Source organism: Kitasatospora sp. NPDC002040, assembly GCF_040296785.1.
Classification (GTDB): domain Bacteria; phylum Actinomycetota; class Actinomycetes; order Streptomycetales; family Streptomycetaceae; genus Kitasatospora.
Genome location: NZ_JBEOXV010000004.1, coordinates 377958 through 400289, shown reverse-complemented (window position 1 = coordinate 400289; position 22332 = coordinate 377958). Strand labels below are relative to the sequence as shown.

The 22332-nt window shown below is 70.9% G+C and carries 17 protein-coding genes; 13 read left to right on the top strand and 4 right to left on the bottom strand.

Annotated features, from left to right (window positions below; translation table 11 throughout):
- Nucleotides 1–143 precede the first annotated feature (143 nt).
- Nucleotides 144–1433: an ATP-dependent Clp protease ATP-binding subunit ClpX gene (gene clpX, locus ABT118_RS14895; protein ID WP_350668469.1), complete on the top strand. Its 1290-nt coding sequence runs from the start codon at nt 144–146 to the stop codon at nt 1431–1433.
- Nucleotides 1434–1504: 71 nt separating this feature from the next.
- Here the strand turns inward: clpX and ABT118_RS14890 are convergent, their stop codons facing one another.
- Entirely contained in the window at nt 1505–2551 is a 1047-nt protein-coding gene (locus ABT118_RS14890; RefSeq protein WP_350668467.1) for a hypothetical protein, read from the bottom strand.
- 159 nt (nt 2552–2710) lie between these two features.
- Between ABT118_RS14890 and ABT118_RS14885 the strand changes: the two genes are divergently transcribed.
- From ABT118_RS14885 to ABT118_RS14875, 3 genes are all read left to right on the top strand, one after another.
- Nucleotides 2711–5350, top strand: coding sequence for a valine--tRNA ligase (locus tag ABT118_RS14885; RefSeq protein WP_350668466.1), 2640 nt, complete (start codon nt 2711–2713; stop codon nt 5348–5350).
- A 204-nt stretch (nt 5351–5554) separates the two neighbouring features.
- Entirely contained in the window at nt 5555–6598 is a 1044-nt protein-coding gene (locus ABT118_RS14880; RefSeq protein ID WP_350668465.1) for a rod shape-determining protein, read from the top strand.
- 155 nt (nt 6599–6753) lie between these two features.
- Nucleotides 6754–7266, top strand: coding sequence for a hypothetical protein (locus ABT118_RS14875; RefSeq protein ID WP_350668464.1), 513 nt, complete (start codon nt 6754–6756; stop codon nt 7264–7266).
- 13 nt (nt 7267–7279) lie between these two features.
- On the opposite strand, the gene ABT118_RS14870 is transcribed toward ABT118_RS14875, so the two are convergent.
- From ABT118_RS14870 to ABT118_RS14860, 3 genes are all read right to left on the bottom strand, one after another.
- The gene (locus ABT118_RS14870) at nt 7280–8818 is read right to left on the bottom strand and encodes a chitinase (protein WP_350668463.1); all 1539 of its coding nucleotides are present in this window, start codon (nt 8816–8818) and stop codon (nt 7280–7282) included.
- A 122-nt stretch (nt 8819–8940) separates the two neighbouring features.
- Entirely contained in the window at nt 8941–10083 is a 1143-nt protein-coding gene (gene wecB / locus ABT118_RS14865) for a non-hydrolyzing UDP-N-acetylglucosamine 2-epimerase (protein ID WP_350668462.1), read from the bottom strand.
- Between the two features lie 13 nt (nt 10084–10096).
- Nucleotides 10097–11518, bottom strand: coding sequence for an XrtP-associated glycosyltransferase (locus ABT118_RS14860; RefSeq protein ID WP_350668461.1), 1422 nt, complete (start codon nt 11516–11518; stop codon nt 10097–10099).
- Nucleotides 11519–11690: 172 nt separating this feature from the next.
- Between ABT118_RS14860 and folC the strand changes: the two genes are divergently transcribed.
- The 9 genes from folC (at nt 11691) to ABT118_RS14815 (ending at nt 22296) form a co-directional block, all read left to right on the top strand.
- A complete protein-coding gene (folC, locus tag ABT118_RS14855) occupies nt 11691–13088 on the top strand; it encodes a bifunctional tetrahydrofolate synthase/dihydrofolate synthase (RefSeq protein ID WP_502884551.1) in 1398 nt (465 codons plus the stop codon).
- A gap of 1 nt (nt 13089) precedes the next feature.
- Nucleotides 13090–13428 carry a DUF4233 domain-containing protein gene (locus ABT118_RS14850; protein WP_350668460.1) on the top strand — a complete coding sequence of 113 codons (339 nt, stop codon included), beginning with the start codon at nt 13090–13092 and terminating at the stop codon, nt 13426–13428.
- Nucleotides 13429–13522: 94 nt separating this feature from the next.
- Nucleotides 13523–13936 carry a nucleoside-diphosphate kinase gene (ndk, locus tag ABT118_RS14845; protein ID WP_350668459.1) on the top strand — a complete coding sequence of 138 codons (414 nt, stop codon included), beginning with the start codon at nt 13523–13525 and terminating at the stop codon, nt 13934–13936.
- A gap of 293 nt (nt 13937–14229) precedes the next feature.
- The gene (locus tag ABT118_RS14840) at nt 14230–15255 is read left to right on the top strand and encodes a rod shape-determining protein (RefSeq protein ID WP_073927935.1); all 1026 of its coding nucleotides are present in this window, start codon (nt 14230–14232) and stop codon (nt 15253–15255) included.
- Nucleotides 15256–15343: 88 nt separating this feature from the next.
- Nucleotides 15344–16252: a rod shape-determining protein MreC gene (gene mreC, locus ABT118_RS14835; protein ID WP_350668458.1), complete on the top strand. Its 909-nt coding sequence runs from the start codon at nt 15344–15346 to the stop codon at nt 16250–16252.
- Nucleotides 16253–16254: 2 nt separating this feature from the next.
- The gene (mreD, locus tag ABT118_RS14830) at nt 16255–16896 is read left to right on the top strand and encodes a rod shape-determining protein MreD (protein WP_350668457.1); all 642 of its coding nucleotides are present in this window, start codon (nt 16255–16257) and stop codon (nt 16894–16896) included.
- A 13-nt stretch (nt 16897–16909) separates the two neighbouring features.
- Entirely contained in the window at nt 16910–19117 is a 2208-nt protein-coding gene (mrdA, locus tag ABT118_RS14825; RefSeq protein ID WP_350668456.1) for a penicillin-binding protein 2, read from the top strand.
- On the top strand, nt 19114–20307 hold the full coding sequence (gene rodA, locus ABT118_RS14820; RefSeq protein WP_350668455.1) for a rod shape-determining protein RodA: 1194 nt from the start codon (nt 19114–19116) through the stop codon (nt 20305–20307). Before mrdA ends, rodA begins: the two co-directional genes overlap by 4 nt.
- A gap of 60 nt (nt 20308–20367) precedes the next feature.
- Complete coding sequence (locus ABT118_RS14815) at nt 20368–22296, top strand: TIGR03960 family B12-binding radical SAM protein (protein ID WP_350668454.1); 1929 nt, start codon at nt 20368–20370, stop codon at nt 22294–22296.
- The last annotated feature ends 36 nt before the right edge of the window (nt 22297–22332 follow it).

Here is a 22332-nt window from a genome sequence, read left to right as displayed (position 1 = left end):
TACGGCAGAGCTGTCGAAGACGGCGGAATTACCGGCTCGGCAGAGTACCGTCGGATAGCGAGACCGATCGCTCGACGGCGAACCGGTCCACAGCACCAGGCCCCGGAACCCCCGCGGGGCCCCTGGCGAAGGGGAAGCACCTCGTGGCACGCATCGGAGACGGTGGCGACCTGCTCAAGTGCTCGTTCTGCGGCAAGAGCCAGAAGCAGGTGAAGAAGCTCATCGCCGGCCCCGGCGTGTACATCTGCGACGAGTGCATCGACCTCTGCAACGAGATCATCGAGGAGGAGCTCGCCGAGACCTCCGAGGTGCGCTTCGAGGAGCTCCCGAAGCCCCGCGAGATCTACGAGTTCCTGGACCAGTACGTGGTCGGCCAGGACACGGCGAAGAAGTCGCTCTCGGTCGCGGTCTACAACCACTACAAGCGCGTCCAGGCCGGCGAGGCCGGGCGCAGCGGTGGGAACGGCCGCGAGGACGCGATCGAGCTGGCCAAGTCCAACATCCTGCTGCTCGGCCCGACCGGCTCCGGCAAGACGCTGCTCGCGCAGACCCTGGCCCGGATGCTGAACGTGCCGTTCGCGATCGCCGACGCCACCGCGCTGACCGAGGCCGGCTACGTCGGTGAGGACGTCGAGAACATCCTGCTGAAGCTGATCCAGGCGGCGGACTACGACGTCAAGAAGGCCGAGACCGGGATCATCTACATCGACGAGATCGACAAGGTCGCCCGCAAGAGCGAGAACCCGTCGATCACCCGCGACGTCTCCGGCGAGGGTGTCCAGCAGGCGCTGCTGAAGATCCTGGAGGGCACCACCGCGAGCGTGCCGCCGCAGGGCGGCCGCAAGCACCCGCACCAGGAGTTCATCCAGATCGACACCACCAACGTGCTGTTCATCGTGGGTGGCGCCTTCGCCGGCCTGGAGCGGATCGTCGAGGGCCGGGCGGGTGCCAAGGGCATCGGCTTCGGCGCCAACATCCGCTCGAAGCGCGAGTCGGACAGCAGCGACCACTTCCGTCAGGTGATGCCGGAGGACCTGGTGAAGTTCGGGATGATCCCGGAGTTCATCGGCCGCCTCCCGGTGATCACCAGCGTCCACAACCTGGACCGCGAGGCGCTGCTGCAGATCCTCACCGAGCCGAAGAACGCGCTGGTCAAGCAGTACCGCAAGCTCTTCGAACTGGACGGCGTGGAGCTGGAGTTCACCCGCGACGCGCTGGAGGCGATCGCCGACCAGGCGATCCTGCGCGGCACCGGCGCCCGTGGCCTGCGGGCCATCATGGAGGAGGTGCTGATGTCCGTGATGTACGAGGTGCCGTCCCGGCAGGACGTCGCCCGCGTGGTGGTCACCGGTGACGTGGTCTCCAAGCACGCGATCCCGACCCTGGTCCCGCGCGACATGATCAAGCGCGAGCGGCGCGACAAGAGCGCCTGACCCGCAGCCGACGAAGAAGGCCCCGCACCCGTCAGGGTGCGGGGCCTTCCGCGTGCACCGGCCGGAGCGGACTACTTGGCGACCACCACGGCGTCCCGGATCTCCCGGGCCTGGTCGGCGGCCTGGGCCGGGGTGACCGCGGCGGCCTTGCCGGTCAGGGAGATCTTGAGGAAGACGACCGTGCCCACGGTGGAGTGGTTGGCCCAGACGCACAGCGGGGCGTCGATGGTGCCCAGGGTCGCCACGCCGCAGGACAGCTTGCCGCCCGGGTCCTTGGCGTCCTTGGCGTCGACCGCGGCCAGCGGGGTCTTCCAGGTCACCTTCTCGGCGGCGCCGGCGCCCGCGCCGCTGGCGAACTTGTCGGTGGCCGCCTTGATCACGGTGCCCGGGTCGTTGAAGGTGCCCCAGGAGCCGCCCACCGAGATGGTGTCCGTGACGTCCTTGCCCTTGAGGTAGCTCGCGGAGATGCCGCCGTCGTACGTGATGGACCCCGCGCCGAGCGCGCCGGCCGCCTCCGACTTGGTGGACTTCTGGGTGTACCCGCCGGGCAGCGTGGCCGGGGCGGCCAGCTTGAACTTGCCGGTGGTGGAGCTGCCGGCGCCGCCGCCGGCCACCGGGGAGTCGGAGGAGCTGAGCGCCCAGATCAGGCCGCCGCCGCCGACCAGCACCACGGCGCCGATCACCAGGCCGATGATCAGACCGGTGTTGCTCCGGCGCGGCTCGCCGGGCATCGGACCGCCGTACTGGTGCTGCCCGTACGGCGGCGGCTGCTGCCCGTACTGGTGCTGCGGCGCACCGTACTGCGGGGGCTGACCGTACGGCGGAGCCTGGCCGTACTGCGGGTCCTGGCCGAACTGGGGCGGGACACCGTACTGCGGCGGGGCACCGTACTGCGGTTCCTGCGGCTGGCCGTACGGCTGCTGCGGGGGCTGCGGCGCACCGTACGGAGCGGCGGCCGGCTGCGGCTGCGGGGGGTAGCCGTACTGCTGCGGCGGCTGGCCGTACGGTTGTTGGGGCGGCTGCGGCGCACCGTAGGTCCCCGGCTGCGGCGGCTGCCCGTATGGCGGCTCCGGCTGCGGCGGTTGACCCTGCGGATACTGCTGCCCCTGCCCGTACATCTGTCTCCCCCACGTCGTTCGTGACTGTCCGTCAATGCGCGCCAAACGGGCGTGCGAGTATCGGGGCACGGTACCGCACCCGTCAAGACCGGCCCCGTCCGGGTGGTCGGGCGGAAAGGCGGTCGAAGGCGGCCCCCAGGTTTACGTAAACTGTGTGTCGTGACCGACACGACGAACCAGCGCCCCGGAACCTTCGACGGGGACAACGCAGCCACCCTCCCGACGACCTACGCCCCGGCGGAGGTAGAGGGCGTGCTGTACCAGCGCTGGGAGGAGCGCGGTTACTTCACCGCCGACGCCAAGAGCGACAAGCCCGCGTACACCATCGTCATCCCGCCGCCGAACGTCACCGGTGCGCTGCACCTCGGCCACGCCTTCCAGCACACCCTGATGGACGCCCTGACGCGCCGTAAGCGGATGCAGGGCTTCGAGGCGCTCTGGCTGCCCGGCATGGACCACGCCGGCATCGCCACCCAGAACAAGGTGGAGCAGCAGCTCGCCGAGTCCGGCCTCTCCCGGCACGACCTGGGCCGGGAGGCCTTCGTCGAGAAGGTCTGGGAGTGGAAGGAGAACTACGGCGGGAAGATCCTCGGCCAGATGCGCCGCCTCGGCGACGGCGTGGACTGGTCGCGCGAGCGCTTCACCATGGACGAGGGCCTGTCGAAGGCCGTCCAGACCATCTTCAAGAAGCTCTTCGACGACGGCCTGATCTACCGCGCCGAGCGCATCATCAACTGGTGCCCGCGCTGCCTCACCGCGCTCTCCGACATCGAGGTGGAGCACGAGGACGAGGCCGGCGAGCTGGTCTCGATCCGCTACGGCGACGGGGCCGACTCGATCGTGGTCGCCACCACCCGGGCCGAGACCCTGCTGGGCGACACCGCCGTCGCGGTCCACCCGGACGACGAGCGGTACGCGCACCTGGTCGGCCGCACCATCAAGCTGCCGCTGACGGACCGTGAGATCCCGGTGGTCGCCGACACCCACGTCGACCCGGAGTTCGGCACCGGCGCGGTCAAGGTGACCCCGGCGCACGACCCGAACGACTTCGCCATCGGCCAGCGCCACAACCTGCCGAACCTGGCCGTGATGGACGAGCGTGGCGCGATCACCGTGCACGGCCCGTTCCTCGGGCTGGACCGCCTGGACGCCCGCGCGGCCGTGGTCGGCGCGCTGCGCGAGCAGGGCCGGATCGTCGCCGAGAAGCGCCCGTACACGCACGCCGTGGGCCACTGCTCGCGCTGCCACACCATCGTCGAGCCGCGCCTGTCGCTGCAGTGGTGGGTCAAGGTCGAGCCGCTGGCCCAGGCGGCCGGCGACGCCGTCCGCGACGGCCGGGTGGACATCCACCCGAAGGAGCTGGAGCGCCGCTACTTCGACTGGGTCGACAACATGTACGACTGGTGCATCTCGCGCCAGCTCTGGTGGGGCCACCGGATCCCGGTCTGGTACGGCCCCGAGGGCCAGGTCGTCTGCGTCGGACCGGACGAGCAGCCGCCGGCCGGCGAGGGCTGGCACCAGGACCCGGACGTCCTCGACACCTGGTTCTCCTCCGGCCTGTGGCCGTTCTCCACCCTCGGCTGGCCGGAGCAGACGCCGGACCTGGAGAAGTTCTACGCCACCGACGTGCTGCTCACCGGCCACGACATCATCTTCTTCTGGGTCGCCCGGATGATGATGTTCGGCCTGTACGCGATGGACGGTCAGGCGCCGTTCAGGACGGTCGCGCTGACCGGCCTGGTGCGGGACCAGTTCGGGAAGAAGATGTCCAAGTCCTCCGGCACCGCGGTCGACCCGCTGGACTGGATGGACCAGTACGGCGCCGACGCGGTCCGGTTCACCCTGGCCCGTGGCGCCAACCCGGGTGCCGACGTCCCGATCGGCGAGGACTGGGTCCAGGGCTCGCGGAACTTCTGCAACAAGATCTGGAACGCCACCCGGTTCGCGCTGATGAACGGCGCCACGGTCGAGGGCCCGCTGCCCGCGCCCGAGCAGCTCACCGCGGTCGACCGGTGGATCCTGTCCCGGCTGAACGCGACCATCACCGAGGTGGACGCGCTCTACGAGGACTACGAGTTCGCCAAGGTCTCGGACGTGCTCTACCACTTCGCCTGGGACGAGGTGTTCGACTGGTACGTCGAGCTCTCCAAGACCACCCTGTTCGCGGGCGGCCCGCAGGCCGACGCCGCGCGCCGGGTGCTCGGCGAGGTGCTCGACAAGACGCTGCGGCTGCTGCACCCGATCGTGCCGTTCGTCACCGAGACCCTGTGGACCACGCTGACCGGCGGTGAGTCGCTGGTGATCACCGAGTGGCCGGTGGCCCAGGCCGACCGGCGCGACCCGGCGGCCGAGGCCGAGGTGGCCGCGGTGCAGCAGGCGGTGACCGAGGTCCGCCGGTTCCGCTCGGACCAGAAGCTGAACCCGGGTCAGCGGCTGCCGGCCCGGCTGGACCTGGCCGGGACGGTGCTGACCGCGCACGAGCCGGCGATCCGCTCGATGGCGCGGCTGACCGAGCCGGAGGAGGGCTTCGCGGCCACCGCCTCGCTGCCGGTCGCCGGTGCCACCTTCGCGATCGACCTGTCCGGCACCATCGACGTGCCGGCCGAGCGCAAGCGGCTCGCGAAGGACCTGGCCGCCGCCGAGAAGGAGCGCGACCAGGCGCTGGCCAAGCTCGGCAACGAGGCCTTCCTGGCCAAGGCGCCGGACAACGTGGTCGACAAGATCAAGGCCCGTCAGGCGGCCGCCGAGGCCGACATCACGCGGATCACCGCGCAGTTGGCGGCGCTGCCGCAGGCCTGACCGGTTCGATCGAGGGCCGTGCCTCCCGCTTCGTGCGGGGGCACGGCCCTCAGTGTTTGCGGTACCGGCGGGAGTTGATTACCCGTCGGCTATTTCGCGAACCCGGGCGAGTTCCTGATAACCCGTTCGGCCGAATTCTCTCGCGTACGCTGGCCAGCAGCGGATGTGCACGAAGAGTTCGAAAGCAGAGAAGGCGGGCGTCCAATGGCGGGTACGGAAGCACGGCGCGGGCGGGACATCGGCATCGATCTCGGAACGGCGAACACCCTGGTCTACCTCCGGGGCAAGGGAATTGTGCTGAACGAGCCGTCGGTGGTGGCGATGGACCGGAAGACCGGCGAGGTGCTGAGCGTCGGCGCCGAGGCCAGGCGGACGCTCGGCCGCACGCCCCAGGACGTGGTGGCCAGCCGTCCGCTGCAGGACGGGGTGATCGCCGACTTCGAGGGCACCCGGCACCTGCTGCGGCACCTGCTGGCGAAGGCGACCGGCAGCAGCGGCCGCTGGTTCCGGGCCAAGCCGCGGGTGGTGGTCTGCGTGCCGAGCGGGATCACCGGGGTCGAGCGCCGGGCCGTGATCGAGGCGGTCGGCAGCGCCGGGGCCAGGTCGGTGCACCTGATCGAGGAGCCGATGGCGGCCGCGATCGGGGCCGGCCTGCCGGTCCAGGACCCGACCGGCTCGATGGTGGTGGACATCGGCGGCGGCACCACCGAGGTCGCCGTGGTGTCGATGGGCGGCATGGTGGCCGCCCGTTCGATCCGGGTGGCCGGGGACCGGATGGACGCCGCGATCACCAGGCAGGTGAAGCGGGACCACGGCCTGCTGATAGGTGAGCGGACGGCCGAGGAGATCAAGGTGGTGATCGGCTCGGCCGAGCAGGTGCCGGGCGAGGAGGGTCCGGCCGAGCACGAGGTGCGCGGCCGGGACGCGGTCGAAGGGCTGCCCCGGACGGCCGTGGTGACGGCGGCCCAGGTCCGGGAGGCGCTGGACGAGCCGGTGGCGGAGATCGTGCTGGCGGTCCGGCAGACCCTGGACTCGGTGCCGCCGGAGCTGGCGGGCGACGTGATGGGCCAGGGCATCGTGCTCACCGGCGGCGGTGCGCTGCTGCGCGGTCTGGCCCGGCGGATCTCCCGCGAGACCGGTCTGCCGGTCCGGGTCGCGGAGAATCCGCTCGACTGCGTCGCGGTCGGTTCGGGGAAGTGCGTGGAGGAGATCGAGGAGCTGCGGCGGACCTTCGCCACGAGTGTCTGACCGTTGTCCGACCGTGAATCGGTGAATTACCGAAATGGCGTACCGCCGATCGGGTCTGGTTGTTTTGCGCGCGGGTTAAGGGGCGTTTGCAGTTCGACTGTGTACGGTAAGTGGGAGTTCTGGGCGGCGTATGTCGACTGACGGGAGGGCACGGCGTGGTGGTGACCAGGGAGTTGGCCGACGAACTGCCTGCGGAGGCGGTCGACGTGGCCAAGGCCAGGGCGGCGACCCTGCTGCTCGCATTCCGGCACGGCAACCAACTCGCCTTCGACCGCGAGCTGGAGCGGCTGCTGGCGGACCAGGCCGAGCAGGAGGTGACCACCCTGCTGGTGTGGATCGCCGCCGAGGCGGTCCGCAAGGCCTACGCGCCGGACGTCGCCGACCGGGTGCTGCGCGGCCTGGCCAGGCTCGCCCCGGCGGACACCTCCGGGGTCGCGGTGGACGAGGAACTCGTGGACGTGGCCGAGCTGGTGGAGGCGGTCGACGCGGGTGACGTGGGTACCGTCCGCTCGCTGGTCGCCTCCACCCCGGACACCACCTTCCTGGTCGGCGGGCTGCTGCAGGCGGTGGCGATGATGCTCCCCTTCCTCCCCGACGGGGAGTTGGGGGAGATCACCGCCGAGCTCAGGCACCGGCGCGGCTGCCGGTCCATCCCGCGCCAGGCCTGAGTGCCCCGCTCGGTTACGGCATGGCGTGCAGGTGCCCGCCGACGGTGTTGGCGATGCCGCCGCCCGCCTTGGCGTCCCAGTTGGTCGACCAGGTCATCGCGCCGCCGATGCCGGGCCACTTGGTGTCCGGCTTGAAGCTGCCGCAGTTGGTGCCCTGGGCCAGGCAGTCGAGCGCCGCGTTGACCACGCTCGGGCTGACGTAGCCGCCGCCGGCCGCGCTGGTGGAGGCCGGCACGCCGAGTCCGACCTGGCGGGGCTCCAGCCCGTTCTTCAGCTGGATGCAGGCGAGTGCGGTCAGGAAGTTGACCGTCCCCTGGGAGTAGACGTTGCCGTCGCAGCCGAGCATGGCGCCGGAGTTGTAGTACTGCATGTTGACGATGGTCAGGACGGACTTCACGTTCAGCGCCAGCTTGAAGTACTCCGCCCCGGCCGACTGCATGTCGATGGTCTGCGGCGCCATGGTGAGCACGAAGCCGCTGCCGACCTTGCCCGCCAGCGAGTTGAGCGCCTGTCCCATGTAGGTGGCGTTGACGCCGTTCTCCAGGTCGATGTCGATCCCGTTGAAGCCGTACTCCTGGATCACCGCGTAGGCGGTGTTGGCGAAGGTGGTCGCGGAGGCCGAACTGTTCACCGCCACCGTGCCGTTCTGGCCGCCGACCGAGACGATGACCTTCTTGCCGGCCGCCCGCTTGGCGGCGATGTCGGCCTTGAACTGCGCCGCGGTGTACCCGCCGAGCTTGCTGGCGAGGGCGCTGTCCAGGGTGAAGCTGATCCCGCCGGGCGTGCCGGTGGCGTCCGCGAACGAGACCGCGATGATGTCGTACGCGGCCGGGACGTCGCTGATCCGCTGCACCGTGGCGCCGTTGTCGAAGTTCTGCCAGTAGCCGGTCAGCAGGTGCTTGCCGGGCGGCTGCGACGTGCTGGGACTCGGGCTGGGGCTCGGACTGGGACTGGAGCTGGGGCTCGGGCTGGTGCTGGTGGACGGGCTCGGGCTGGGGGTGACCGTCACGCTGGTGCTCGGCGTCGGGCTCGGGGTGCCCGGGCCGACCAGGGAGATGTCGTCGGCGAGGTAGGCGCTCTGGCCGTACCAGCCGTGCAGGTAGACCGTGACCTGGCTGGTCGACGCCCCGGTGGTGAAGGTGGTGCTGAGCTTGGTCCAACCGGTGCTGCTGGTCCAGGTGCTGGGGTCGGTGGAGCCCGTCCCGGTGGCGCCGAGGTAGACGTAGGGGCCGAGCACCCAGGCGCTCAGCACGTACGTGGAGGAGGGCTTGACCGTGACGCTCTGGGTGCACTGGGCGTTGTCGCTGCCGCTCGGGGTCGCCTTGAGGGCGTAACTCCCGGAGTGGGCCTGCCCGGTGGCGCCCTGGCCGGAGCCGGCCGTGCAGACCCAGGGGGCCAGGTGGTTGCCGCTCTCCAGGCCGCCGTTGGCGACGAGCTCGACATCGGCGGCCTGGGCCCCCGGAGTGGCCAGCAGCAGGCCGACCAGCGCCAGTGCGGTGGCGACCAGGGCGGTCAGCAGCAGGTGGACGGTACTTCTCGGTCTTGCGCGCATGCCATCTCCAGGTGGGGGAGTGAGGATGGTGCGGTGCAGGGGACAAGTCGTGGTCTGTACCAGTGACTTGAGTCACAAGGTGGAGTAGACCATTCCTGCTGTCAAGACCGTCGCCGGAAGGATCAAGCGGCGCTCAGCGCCGGTTCGGTCAGGGCGAGCGTGAGCCGGGCGATCCGGACCGAGGCCAGCCCGTCGCCGTACGGGCTCGGGGTGGCGGCCAGCCGGGCCAGCCGCTCGGGGGCGTCGGCGAGCCATTCGGCGGCCAGGGCGCCCAGTTCGGGGCCGGGGTCGACCAGGGTGGCGAAGCCCGCGTCCATCGCCTCCGGGCGCTCGGTGGAGCGGCGTACCACCAGCAGCGGCCGGCCCAGCACGGTGCACTCCTCCTGCACCCCGCCGGAGTCGGAGACCAGCAGGGCGGCGTGCCGGGCCAGCCCGAGGAACTCGCCGTAGCCGACCGGCCCGGTCACCGTCAGCCGGGCCAACAGCGGTTCCAGGCCGTGCCGTTCGACCGCGGCCCGGGTGCGCGGGTGCATCGGGAACAGGACCGGGGTGTCGGCGGCGATCCGGCCCAGCTCGGTCAGCACCGCGCCGAGCGCCTCGGCGGTGTCGGTGTTCTCCGGCCGGTGCACGGTGGCCAGCACGTAGCCGTCGGGGCGCAGCCCGTACCGGGCCAGCAGGACGGCCCGGGAGGCGGCGTCCGGGAGCTGGCGGCGCACCACCTCGACCACGGTGTTGCCGGTCAGTTCGATCGACGGCTCGTACAGCGACTCGGCCCGCAGGTTGGCGACGTTCTCCTCGGTGGCGGCGCAGAGCAGGTCGGCGATGTGGTCGACCATCACCCGGTTGTGCTCCTCGGGCATCGCCCGGTCGTGGCTGCGCAGCCCGGCCTCGACGTGCACCAGCGGGATGCCGTGCGCGTTGGCGGCCAGCGCCCCCGCCAGGGTGGCGTTGGTGTCGCCCTGCACCACCACGGCGCCGGGGCGCTCGGCGGTGAAGGCCGCGTCCAGCTGCTCCAGCGAGGCGGCGATCTGCCCGGCCCGCGGCCTGCCGCCCACGCCGGTGAGCAACTCCGGTTCCGGCAGCCCGAGTTCGCGCAGGAACCGGCCGGACATCGCCTCGTCCCAGTGCTGGCCGGTGTGCACCAGCCGGGTGGCCGGTCCGAGTTCGTGGATCAGCGGGGCGAGCTTGACCAGCTCGGGGCGGGTGCCCAGGACGACGGCGATCCGGCCGGTGCCGGGGCGCGGGGGGAGGCAGTGTACGGTCATCGGACGGTTCCGTTCAGGCTTCGAGTGCGGTGGGGGCGCCGATCGCGGTCAGCTCGGCGTTGCGCCGGGTCTTCGCCCAGCCGTTGCGGCGGAGCGCGATCCGGACGGCGGCCCGGACGGCCACCAGGAAGATGTGGTACGTGTACAGCCAGAGGCCCAACCCCCAGAGCAGGGCGGTCAGTCGGCTCCGGTCGGGGTACACGGTGCGGCGGTAGACGAAGCCCCAGCAGACCAGCGGCAGGGCGGCCAGCACGAAGGCGGCCAGCATCAGCGGCCCGAACCTGTCCTCGAACGCGACGGCGTCGGAGCTGAAGAAGATCCGGGTGGCCAGCGAGATGCCGAGCGAGACCGGGAGCAGCAGCACCAGCAGCACCGCGACCACCGGCTGCAGGAAGGTGTACATCACCTCGGCCTTGCCGGCGAACGAGTAGTGCGGCGAGCGCAGCACCCGGCCGGTGTAGCGCAGGCACTGCATGTTGCCCTGGGCCCAGCGGGTCCGCTGGGTGAGGAAGCGGCGGTTGGAGACCAGGCCCTCCTGCGCCACCAGGGCCTCGTGCACATGGGTCAACCGGTAGCCGGCCAGCCGGAGTTCGAGGCCGGACTCGTAGTCCTCCAGCAGCGCCCGCTCGGGCCAGGGGCACTGTCCGTCGCCGGCCAGCGCGTCGAGCGCGGCGAGCCGGACGAACTGGCCGTTGCCGCCCAGGCCGACGCTGCCGGTGCGGCGGCGGAGCAGCTGCATCCCGGCGTTGCTGGCCTGGAACTCGATGTCCTGCATCCGCACCAGGGTCCGGGCGAAGGCGTTGGCGGCCCGGCCGCGTCCGGGCAGCGGGCGGGGGTCGTCGGCGTTGCGCATCCGGACGCCGATCTGCACCGCGCCGGTCTCTGGGCGGCCGAACGCCTGCTCGCCGCTGACCAGGGCCAGGGTGTCCGGGGTCAGCTCGCCGTCGGCGTCGACCACGCCGAGCACCACCCGCTCGCGGTCGGTGCCGGGCGGCAGCCAGGCGGAGATCTGCCGGTAGGCGGCGTTGAGGGCGGCGCCCTTGCCGATCCGGGCGTCCGGGCGGCGGCGCTGCACCAGGTGGACCATCGGGTCCTGGTCGGCGGCGGCCAGCACTAGCTCGCGGGTGCGGTCACCGCTGTCGTCGTCCACCACCCAGAGGTGCGCCCCGGGGGAGGACCGGCGCAGGCCGGCCAGGGTCTGTCCGACCACCGCCTCCTCGTCCCGGCAGGGGATCACCAGGTGCCACTGGAGGGCGGCCGGATCGCCCGGCTCGGCGGGGCGGTTGCGCCGGAAGGACCGGGCCGAGCCGGCCCAGTAGAGCAGGAACCGGCCGAAGATGAAGACCATGTAGGCCAGCAGGGCCAGCGAGAGCAGGTGGGCCGCCCACAGCACTCCGGTCCGGTGTGCGACGAAGAAGGTGTGAACGACATCCATGGCAAGGCTCCATCGGCGAACTGGGCTTCGATTCGATGGCGATCGGTGTAAATCAGCATCTATTCACATGGTAGACCTTTGTCTTGGCGAAGTGTTTACCAAGTGAGGGTGCTCACGTGAGTCCTGGGCCACCCGGATCGGACCGGGGGCGGGGGCTCCGTAGACTGGGCGCGTGAGCGACAAGGCCCCGCAGAACCCGTACACGATCCGCCCCGGCAACCCGGACCCCGCCGACCCGGCGGGCGAGCTGCGCGAGATCGAGACCGCCCTCTCCACCCGCTGGCCGGAGAACAAGCTGGAGCCGTCGCTCGACCGGATGGCCGCGCTGATGGACATCCTCGGCCAGCCCCAGCGGGCCTACCCGGCGATCCACATCACCGGTACCAACGGCAAGACGTCCACGGCCCGGATGATCGAGCAGCTGCTGCTCGCCTTCGAGCTGCGCACCGGCCGCTACACCAGCCCGCACGTCGAGTCGGTGACCGAGCGGATCAGCCTGGACGGTGCGCCGATCAGCGTCGCCAGGTTCATCGAGACCTACCGCGACATCGAGCCGTACGTGCAGATGGTCGACGAGCAGCAGCCGGTCGCGATGTCCTTCTTCGAGGTGCTCACCGGCATGGCGTACGCCGTCTTCGCCGACACCCCGGTGGACGTCGCCGTGATCGAGGTCGGGATGGGCGGCTCCTGGGACGCCACCAACGTGATCGACGGCGCGGTCGCGGTGATCACCCCGGTCGGCCTGGACCACACCGACCGGCTCGGCGACACCACCGGCAAGATCGCCACCGAGAAGTCCGGCATCATCAAGCCGGGCGCGCTCGCCGTGGTCTCGCAGCAGCCGCTGGACGCCGCCGAGGCGATCCTGCGCCGCGCGGTCGAGGTGGACGCCGTCGTGGCCCGCGAGGGCATGGAGTTCGGGGTGATCCGCCGTGAGGTGGCCGTCGGCGGCCAGCTGGTGACGATCCGCGGGCTCGCCGGCACCGAGTACGAGGACATCTTCCTTCCGCTGCACGGCGCCCACCAGGCGCACAACGCGGCGCTCGCGCTCACCGCGGTCGAGGCCTTCTTCGGCGTCGGCGGCGCCCGGGGCGGGGTACTGGACGCGGAGAAGGTCCGGGCCGCGTTCGCCGCCGTCAGCTCGCCCGGCCGGCTGGAGGTGGTCCGGCGCAGCCCCACCGTGATCCTGGACGCCGCGCACAACCCGCACGGCGCCGAGGCCAGCGTGGCCGCGATCACCGAGTCGTTCGGCTTCTCCAAGCTGGTCGGCGTGATCGGCACCAGCGGTGACAAGGACGCCTCGGGCTTCCTGGCGGCCTTCGAGCCGATCCTGGCCGAGGTGGTCATCACCGAGAACTCCACCCACCGGGCCACCCCGGTGGACCAGCTGGCCGCGATCGCGGTGGAGATCTTCGGCGAGGACCGGGTCCGGATCGAGCCCCGGCTCGACGACGCCATCGACGCGGCCGTGGCCATGGCCGAGGAGGAGGACCTGGGCGGAGCCGGGGTCATCGTCACCGGCTCCGTGATCACGGTCGGCGAGGCCCGCATCCTGCTCGGGAAGAAGTGACATGCGCGTCCTCTGCTCCTCGACCCTGATCGGCGAGGCCCTGCTCATCATGTTCGCGGCCCTGGTCGCGATGCAGCTCTCGGACGTGTCCACCGCGACGGTCTGGACCGTCAGCGGGATCGCGATGCTGCTCTGCGTGCTGCTGTGCGGCGCGATCACCCGGCCCGGCGCGGTGGCGGTCGGCTGGGCGCTCCAGCTCGGACTGGTCGTCAGCGGCTTCGTGCTGCCCACCATGTTCGTGCTCGGGCTGGTCTTCGCCGGGCTCTGGTGGTGCTCGGTGCACTACGGCCGCCGGATCGACGAGATCAAGGCCGCCCGGGAAGCGGCGGCCGCAGCGTAGCCGGTCGCGCCCGGGGTGACCATGCCTGCGGGTGCGACCGACCACGCAAGGTAGCCTTTGCGGGACCGACGCCTAGTCCCCAGGAGCCGTTACCGTGTCCCAGCGCACTCTCGTCCTGCTCAAGCCCGACGCCGTCAAGCGCGGCCTGGCCGGCGAGATCCTCAGCCGGATCGAGCGCAAGGCGGGCTGGCAGCTCGCCGCCGTCGAGCTGCGTACCTTCGACCGGGAGACGCTGGAGCAGCACTACGCCGAGCACGTGGGCCGCCCGTTCTACGAGCCGCTGCTCGAGTTCATGACCTCCGGTCCGTCGCTCGCGCTGATCGTCCAGGGCGAGAACGTCGTCCCGGGCATCCGCGCGCTGGCCGGTGCCACCGACCCGCTGCAGGCCGGTCCCGGCACCATCCGCGGCGACTTCGCCACCATCACCCGCGAGAACCTGATCCACGCCTCCGACTCCGAGGCCTCGGCCGAGCGCGAGATCAAGATCTTCTTCCCCGGTCAGGCCTGACCCGGCGTCACCTGGTCGGGCCGCGCACCGCCAGGCCCGACCAGGTGAATATCGACGTTTCATCCTCAAATACGGAACTCGAAGCCTCGACACGGCGTCCCAATCCTCGGAGATGCCGACGGACCGCCGGAGAATGGGCAGCACGCCGTACCTCGCAGTCCGAGACGACCGGCGTGGCTACGATGGAGCACAACTCACGGGCCCGGTACGGCTGGTCAGCCGTCGTCCGCCCCCATCCCCCCGCCATCTGATTCCGAGTTCGGGAAGGCACCTCACACCCCATGGCCAACAATCTGTCGTTCATCGGCCGTGACATGGCGATCGACCTCGGCACTGCCAACACGCTGGTGTACGTCAGGGGCAAGGGGATCGTCCTCAACGAGCCTTCCGTGGTCGCGGTGAACACCAACACCGGCGGCATCCTGGCGGTCGGCTCCGAGGCGAAGAAGATGATCGGGCGCACGCCCGGCAACATCGTCGCGATCCGCCCGCTCAAGGACGGCGTGATCGCCGACTTCGAGATCACCGAGCGGATGCTGCGGTACTTCATCCTCAAGATCCACCGCCGCCGCTACCTGGCCCGCCCGCGCGTGGTCGTCTGCGTCCCGTCCGGCATCACCGGAGTCGAGCGCCGCGCCGTGATCGAGGCCAGCTCGCAGGCCGGCGCGCGCCAGGTGCACATCATCGAGGAGCCGATGGCGGCCGCGATCGGCGCCGGGCTCCCGGTGCACGAGGCCACCGGCAACATGGTGGTGGACATCGGCGGCGGGACCACCGAGGTCGCGGTGATCTCGCTCGGCGGGATCGTCACCGCGCAGTCCATCCGGGTGGCCGGCGACGAGCTGGACAACGCGATCGTGCAGCACATCAAGAAGGAGTACTCGCTCCTGCTCGGTGAGCGCTCGGCCGAGCAGATCAAGATGAGCATCGGCTCCGCCTTCGCGCTCGAAGGGGAGAAGGACGAGCACGCCGAGATCCGCGGCCGCGACCTGGTCAGCGGTCTGCCGAAGACCGTGGTGATCTCCGCGGCCGAGGTCCGCGAGGCGATCGACGAGCCGGTCAACTCCATCATCGACGCGGTCAAGACCACCCTGGACCAGTGCCCGCCGGAGCTGGCGGGCGATGTGATGGACCGTGGGATCGTGCTCACCGGCGGCGGCGCCCTGCTGCGCGGCCTGGACGAGCGGCTGCGCCGGGAGACCGGGATGCCGATCCACATCGCCGAGAACCCGCTCGACTCGGTCGCGCTCGGCTCCGGCAAGTGCGTCGAGGAGTTCGAGGCGCTCCAGCAGGTACTGGACGCCCAGCCCCGTCGTTGAGCGGGACAAGAGAACACACGTCAACTGAAGGGCCCTCAGTCGTCCGCAGCGGGTGGGGGCCCGGCACCGAAGGGGCAGCTCCAGCATCGTGAGGGACACCCGAGAGAGCCGACTGCTGCTCGTCCTGCTGGTAGCGGTCGCGTTCGCCCTGATCACCGTGGACATCAAGGGCGGCGAGAGCTCTCCGCTCAGTGGTGCCCGCCGGGCGGCCGCGGGCGTGCTCGGCCCGGTCGAGCGGGGCGCGGCCGGGGTGGTCGACCCGGTGGCCGGCACCGTACGGGCGGTCCGGGACGCGGGCACCCACCAGGCCCGGCTCGACCAGATCACCCGGGAGAACACCGACCTGCGCCAGCGGGTCGCCTCCTCCGACACCGCGTCGGGCCGCACCAGGCAGCTCGACGACCTGCTGCGCACCGCGGGCAACGGCGGCTACACCGTCAAGGCCGCCCAGGTGATCGCGATCGGCGCGGCCCAGGGCTTCTCCTGGACCATCACCATCGACGCCGGCAGCGACGACGGCCTGACCCGGGACATGACCGTGATCAACGGTCAGGGCCTGGTCGGCCGGATCACCACCATCGCGCCCACCACCGCCACCGTGCTGCTCGCCTCCGACCCCGGCTTCAGCGCCGGCACCCGGATGGAGGGCAGCGGCGAGATCGGCTTCGCCAACGGCCAGGGCACCGGCCCGATGAAGGTCTCGCTGCTGAACGGCAAGGCCCAGGTCAAGCCGGGCGACCGGCTGGTCACCTTCGGCTCGCAGAGCGGCCGCCCGTTCGTGCCCGGCGTCCCGGTCGGCAAGGTGGTCGAGGTGGAGGCGACGCCGGGCCAGCTCACCAAGACCGTGCTGGTCGAGCCGTACGTGCAGTTCACCCGGCTCGACCTGGTCGGCGTGGTGGTGGTCCCGCCGCGGACCGACCCCCGCGACGCCGTCCTGCCGCCGGCCGGCCAGGCCCCGGCGGCACCGCCCGCCAACCCGACCGCAGGGGGGAACTGACCATGCGGATCAACCGGATCCTGCTCTCCGCCGTACTGATCCTGCTCGGCCTGGTGATCCAGGTCAGCGTGCTCGGCCGGCTCCAACTCCCGGGCGCCACCCCCGACCTGCTGCTGCTCGTGGTGGTCGGCCTGGCCCTGGTCTACGGCCCCACCGGCGGCTGCCTGGTCGGCTTCTCGGCCGGCCTGCTGGCCGACCTCGCCCCACCCTCGGACCACGCCATCGGCCGGTACGCCCTGGTGCTCTGCCTGCTCGGCTACGCCGCCGGGCTGCTCCGCCCGGACGGCAGCCGGCAGCGCTCGGCGGTCAGCGCGCTGCTGATCGTGGCGGTCGCCGCGGTCGCCTCCACCTTGCTGTACGCGATGGTCGGCGCCCTGGTCGGCGACACCGCCGCCCGCCATGTCGGCCTGACCGGCCTGGTGTCCAGCGCCCTGCTGTACGACGTGCTGCTGGCCCCGTTCGTGGTCCCGGCCGTGATGATGCTGGCCCGCCGCTTCGACGGCGGCAGCGTGATCACCGAGTCCGAGGACGCCGGCGGTTCGGGCCTCGGCACGCTGGCCCGCTACCGCACCACCCGTGAGGCCTCCCCGCTGCCGGGCTACGGCAAGAAGCGGCGGATCCCCGGCCTGGCCAAGCGCCCCTGAGGAGCGAGCACCGTTGAGCAACATCCCGGAGACCGGCCGCACCCCGCGGGTGACGATCCGTCTGGTCGTCCTGCAGGTGCTGGTGCTGTCGCTGCTCGCCACCCTGGGCGGACGGCTCTGGTACCTGCAGATCCGCACCGGCCACGAGTACGTGGAGAAGGCGGCGGGCAACCACGTCCGCGAGGTGGTCGAGCCGACCGTGCGCGGTGAGATCCTGGACGCCTCGGGCCGCATCCTGGCCGGCAACGAGGCCAAGCTGGTGGTCTCGGTCAGCCGCACCTCGCTGCTGCAGCAGAAGGACCGCGGCAAGGCGGTGCTGGCCCGGCTCGCCGACGTGCTCGGGATGCCCGCCAAGGACGTCCAGGACAAGGTCAGGCTCTGCGACCCCAAGACCCCGCAGCCCTGCTGGAACGGCTCGCCCTACCAGCCGATCCCGGTCACCAAGGCGGCCACCACCCAGCAGGCGATGCAGATAATGGAACGCCGCGAGGACTTCCCCGGCGTCACCGCGCAGCCCACCTCGCTCCGCCGCTACACCGGCGTCGAGGGCGCCAACCTGGCCCAGGTGCTCGGCTACCTCTCCCCGGTGACGGACGAGGAGGTCACCAAGTCCAAGGACAAGGAGGGCCGCGAGCGCCGGCTGCCGGTCGACCAGATCGGCCGGGCCGGCCTGGAGTCGGTCTACGACAACGACCTGCGCGGCACCACCGGCATCGACCGGCTGGAGGTGGACAACCTCGGCCGGGTGATCGGCAGCGCGGGCACCACCCCGGCGGTCCCCGGCAACAACCTGGTCACCAGCATCGACGCCCGGGTGCAGAAGGCGGTCGAGGACAACCTCGCGCAGGCCATGGTGGACGCCCGCAAGGCGTACGACAAGGACACCAAGCGCAACTACGAGGCCGACTCCGGCGCGGCCGTGGTGATGGACGTGCACACCGGCCGGATCGTCGCGATGGCCAGCGCCCCCACCTACGACCCCAACCTCTGGGTCGGCGGCATCGCGGGCAAGGACTACCAGAACCTGACCAGCAAGGAGTCCAACTACCCGCTGCTGAACCGGGCCATACAGGGTCAGTCCGCCCCCGGCTCCACCTTCAAGGTGGTCTCCGCCGCCGCGGCCGCCCAGGCCGGCTACTCGCTGAACGGCAACTACGCCTGCCCGAGCAGCATGACCATCGGCGGCCGCGAGTTCAAGAACTTCGAGAGCAAGGGCTACGGCTCGATCAGCCTGGCCCGCGCGCTGGAGGTCTCCTGCGACACCGTCTTCTACGGCCTCGCCTACGACCAGTGGATGGCCGACGGCGGCATCAAGCCGAAGAAGGAACCGGCGGACTGGTTCTTCAAGACCGCCAAGCAGTTCGGCCTCGGCGCCAAGACCGGCATCGACCTGCCCAGCGAGGCCAGCGGCCGGATCCCGGACCGGCAGTGGAAGCAGGAGTACTACGACGCCAACAAGGACAACTGGTGCGAGCAGGCCAAGTCCGGCAACAACGACTACGGCACCCTGGTGGCCAAGGAGAACTGCGCCGACGGCAACCAGATGCGCGCCGGTGACGCGGTCAACTACTCCATCGGCCAGGGCGACACCCTGGTGACGCCGCTCCAGATGGCCCGGATCTACTCCGCGCTGTCCAACGGCGGCACGCTCTACCGCCCGACCATCGCCAAGGCGGTGGTCTCCCCGGACGGCAAGGTGGTCCGCGAGATCGCCCCGCACGAGGACGGGAAGATCCCGGCCGACGCCCGCACCCTGCAGTACATCGACGAGGCCACCAAGGGCGTCATCGAGCAGGGCTCCGCCGCCTGGAAGTTCACCGGCGCCGGCTGGCCGCAGGGCAAGATCGAGCTGCACGCCAAGACCGGCACCGCCGAGGTCTTCGGCAAGCAGACCACCTCGTACCTGACCACCTACAGCCGCGACTACGCGGTGGTCATGACGATGAGTCAGGCCGGTACCGGCTCCGGTGCCTCGGGCGACGCCGTCCGCCGGATCTACCAGGCCATCTACGGCGTGGACGACAAGGGCAACATCGACACCGGCAAGGCGCTGCTGAACAAGCCGCAGGCCGAGCTGCCCAAGTTCAACCCGGACGGCACCGCGCTCCAGCCGGTCGCGTTCCTGGACCCGCTGCCGCCGACCGCCCCCGCCGCCCCCGGCACCCTCACCCTGGCCGCCCTCGAACCCACCACCCGCACCGCCGGAAGGGGCCGGGCATGACCTCCTCGTACAGCCCGTACCGGCTCTCGCCCCAGCGCGGCACCGTGGGCCGGGCGCTGGCCAAGGGCTCCCCGCTGCGCCGGCTCGACTGGATCATGGTGCTGGCCGCGCTCGGCCTCTCGCTCGGCAGCTCGCTGCTGGTCTGGTCGGCCACCCGCGGGCGGGACTCGCTGACCCACGGCGACCCGCAGTACTTCCTGTTCCGGCACCTCACCAATCTGGCGATCGGTCTGGTGCTGTGCGGCGTCGTGGTGCTGATAGGGAGTCGGCGGCTGCGCACGGCGGTGCCGGTGGTCTACGTCCTGGTGGTGCTGATGCTGCTCGCGGTGCTCACGCCGCTCGGCTCGACCATCAACGGCGCCAAGGCCTGGATCCAGTTCGGCGGCGGCTTCTCGATCCAGCCCGCCGAGTTCGCCAAGTTCGCCATCATCCTGACCATGGCGGTGGTGCTCTCGGCCCGGGTGGACGCGGGGGAGCGGGAGTACCCGCCGGACCGCAGCGTGCTCCAGGCGCTCGGCCTGGCCGCGCTGCCGATGGCCGTGATCATGCTGATGCCGGACCTCGGCTCGGTGATGGTGATGGGCGTCATCATCCTGGGCATCCTGCTCGGCTCCGGCGCCGCCAACCGCTGGGTCTTCGGCCTGATCGCCACCGGCGCGCTCGGCGCGGGCGCGATCTGGCAGCTCGGGGTGCTGAGCAAGTACCAGATCGACCGCTTCGCCGCCTTCGCCAACCCCGCGCTCGACCCGGCCGGCGTCGGCTACAACACCGCCCAGGCCCGGATCGCGATCGGCTCCGGCGGCCTGACCGGGATGGGCCTGTTCAAGGGCACCCAGACCACCGGCCAGTTCGTCCCCGAGCAGCAGACCGACTTCGTCTTCACGGTGGCCGGCGAGGAGCTCGGCTTCGTCGGCGCGGCCGGCCTGATCGTGCTGCTCGGCGTTCTGCTCTGGCGGGCCTGCAAGATCGCCCGGCAGGCCACCGACCTGTTCGGCACCATCGTGGCCGCCGGGGTGATCAGCTGGTTCGCGTTCCAGGCGTTCGAGAACATCGGGATGAACCTCGGCATCATGCCGGTCGCGGGCATCCCGCTGCCGTTCGTCTCCTACGGCGGTTCCTCGATGTTCGCGGTCTGGATCGGGGTCGGGCTGCTCCAGTGCGTCCGGACCCAGCGGCCGATAGGGATTTGACCTCAGCTGGTTCGGCTACCCTTGAGGGTCTCCCTGTCCCCGCCGAAAAGGGCTCACCGCATGCCAGTCGAATCGGTCTTCCCACGCCTGGAGGCCCTCCTCCCGCACGTCCAGAAGCCGATCCAGTACGTCGGCGGCGAGCTCAACTCGACCGTCAAGGACTGGGACAGCGCCGACGTCCGGTGGGCCCTGATGTACCCGGACGCCTACGAGGTCGGGCTGCCCAACCAGGGCGTCATGATCCTGTACGAGGTGCTGAACGAGCGTGAGGGCGTGCTGGCGGAGCGCACCTACAGCGTCTGGCCGGACCTGGAAGCGCTGATGCGCGAGCACGGCGTGCCGCAGTTCACCGTCGACGCGCACCGGCCGGTGAAGCAGTTCGACGTGTTCGGGCTCTCCTTCTCCACCGAGCTCGGCTACACCAACATGCTGACCGCGCTCGACCTGGCCGGCATCCCGCTGAACGCCGCCGACCGGGGTCTGGACGACCCGATCGTGCTGGCCGGCGGGCACGCCGCGTTCAACCCCGAGCCGATCGCGGAGTTCATCGACTGCGCGGTGATCGGTGACGGCGAGCAGGCCGTGCTCGACATGACCGAGATCATCCGGGCCTGGAAGGCCGAGGGCCGCCCCGGCGGCCGCGACGAGGTGCTGCTCCGGCTGGCCCGTACGGGCGGTGTCTACGTCCCGCGCTTCTACGACGTGGACTACCTGGAGGACGGCCGGATCGCCCGCGTGGTGGCCAACCGCGAAGGCGTGCCGTGGCGGGTCTCCAAGCACACCGTGATGGACCTGGACGAGTGGCCCTACCCGAAGCAGCCGCTGGTCCCGCTCGCCGAGACCGTGCACGAGCGGATGTCCGTGGAGATCTTCCGCGGCTGCACCCGCGGCTGCCGTTTCTGCCAGGCCGGCATGATCACGCGCCCCGTGCGGGAGCGAAGCATCACCGGCATCGGCGAGATGGTCGAGCGCGGTCTGAAGGCGACCGGCTTCGAGGAGGTCGGCCTGCTCTCGCTGTCGAGCGCCGACCACACCGAGATCGGTGACATCGCCAAGGGCCTCGCGGACCGGTACACCGAGGACAAGATCGGCCTCTCGCTGCCGTCCACCCGGGTCGACGCCTTCAACATCGACCTGGCCAACGAGCTGACCCGCAACGGGCGCCGCTCGGGCCTCACCTTCGCCCCCGAGGGCGGCTCGGAGCGCATCCGCAAGGTGATCAACAAGATGGTGTCGGAGGAGGACCTGATCCGTACCGTCGCCGCCGCGTACGGCAACGGCTGGCGCCAGGTCAAGCTGTACTTCATGGTCGGCCTCCCCACCGAGACCGACGAGGACGTGCTGCAGATCGCCACCATGGCGAAGAACGTGATCCAGAAGGGCCGCGAGGTCACCGGCCAGAACGACATCCGCTGCACCGTCTCGATCGGCGGCTTCGTCCCCAAGCCGCACACCCCGTTCCAGTGGGCCCCGCAGCTCTCCGCCGAGGACACCGACGCCCGGCTGCAGAAGCTCCGCGACGCGATCCGCAACGACCGCAAGTACGGCAAGAACATCGGCTTCCGCTACCACGACGGCAAGCCCGGCATCATCGAGGGCCTGCTCTCCCGCGGTGACCGCCGGGTCGGCGCGATCATCCGCGCGGTCTACGAGGACGGCGGCCGCTTCGACGGCTGGCGCGAGCACTTCTCCTACGACCGCTGGATCGCGGCCGCCGAGAAGGGCCTGGCCGGCACCGGCGTCGACGTCGCCTGGTACACCACCCGCGAGCGCTCCTACGAGGAGGTGCTGCCCTGGGACCACCTGGACAGCGGCCTCGACAAGGACTGGCTCTGGGAGGACTGGCAGGACGCCCTCGAAGAGGTCGAGGTCGAGGACTGCCGCTGGACCCCGTGCTTCGACTGCGGCGTCTGCCCCCAGATGGACACGAGCATCCAGATCGGCCCGACCGGCGTGAAGCTGCTGCCGCTGACTGTGGTCAACTCGTAATACCGGCAAGCAACCTGACGGCCCCTCCCGTGCGTA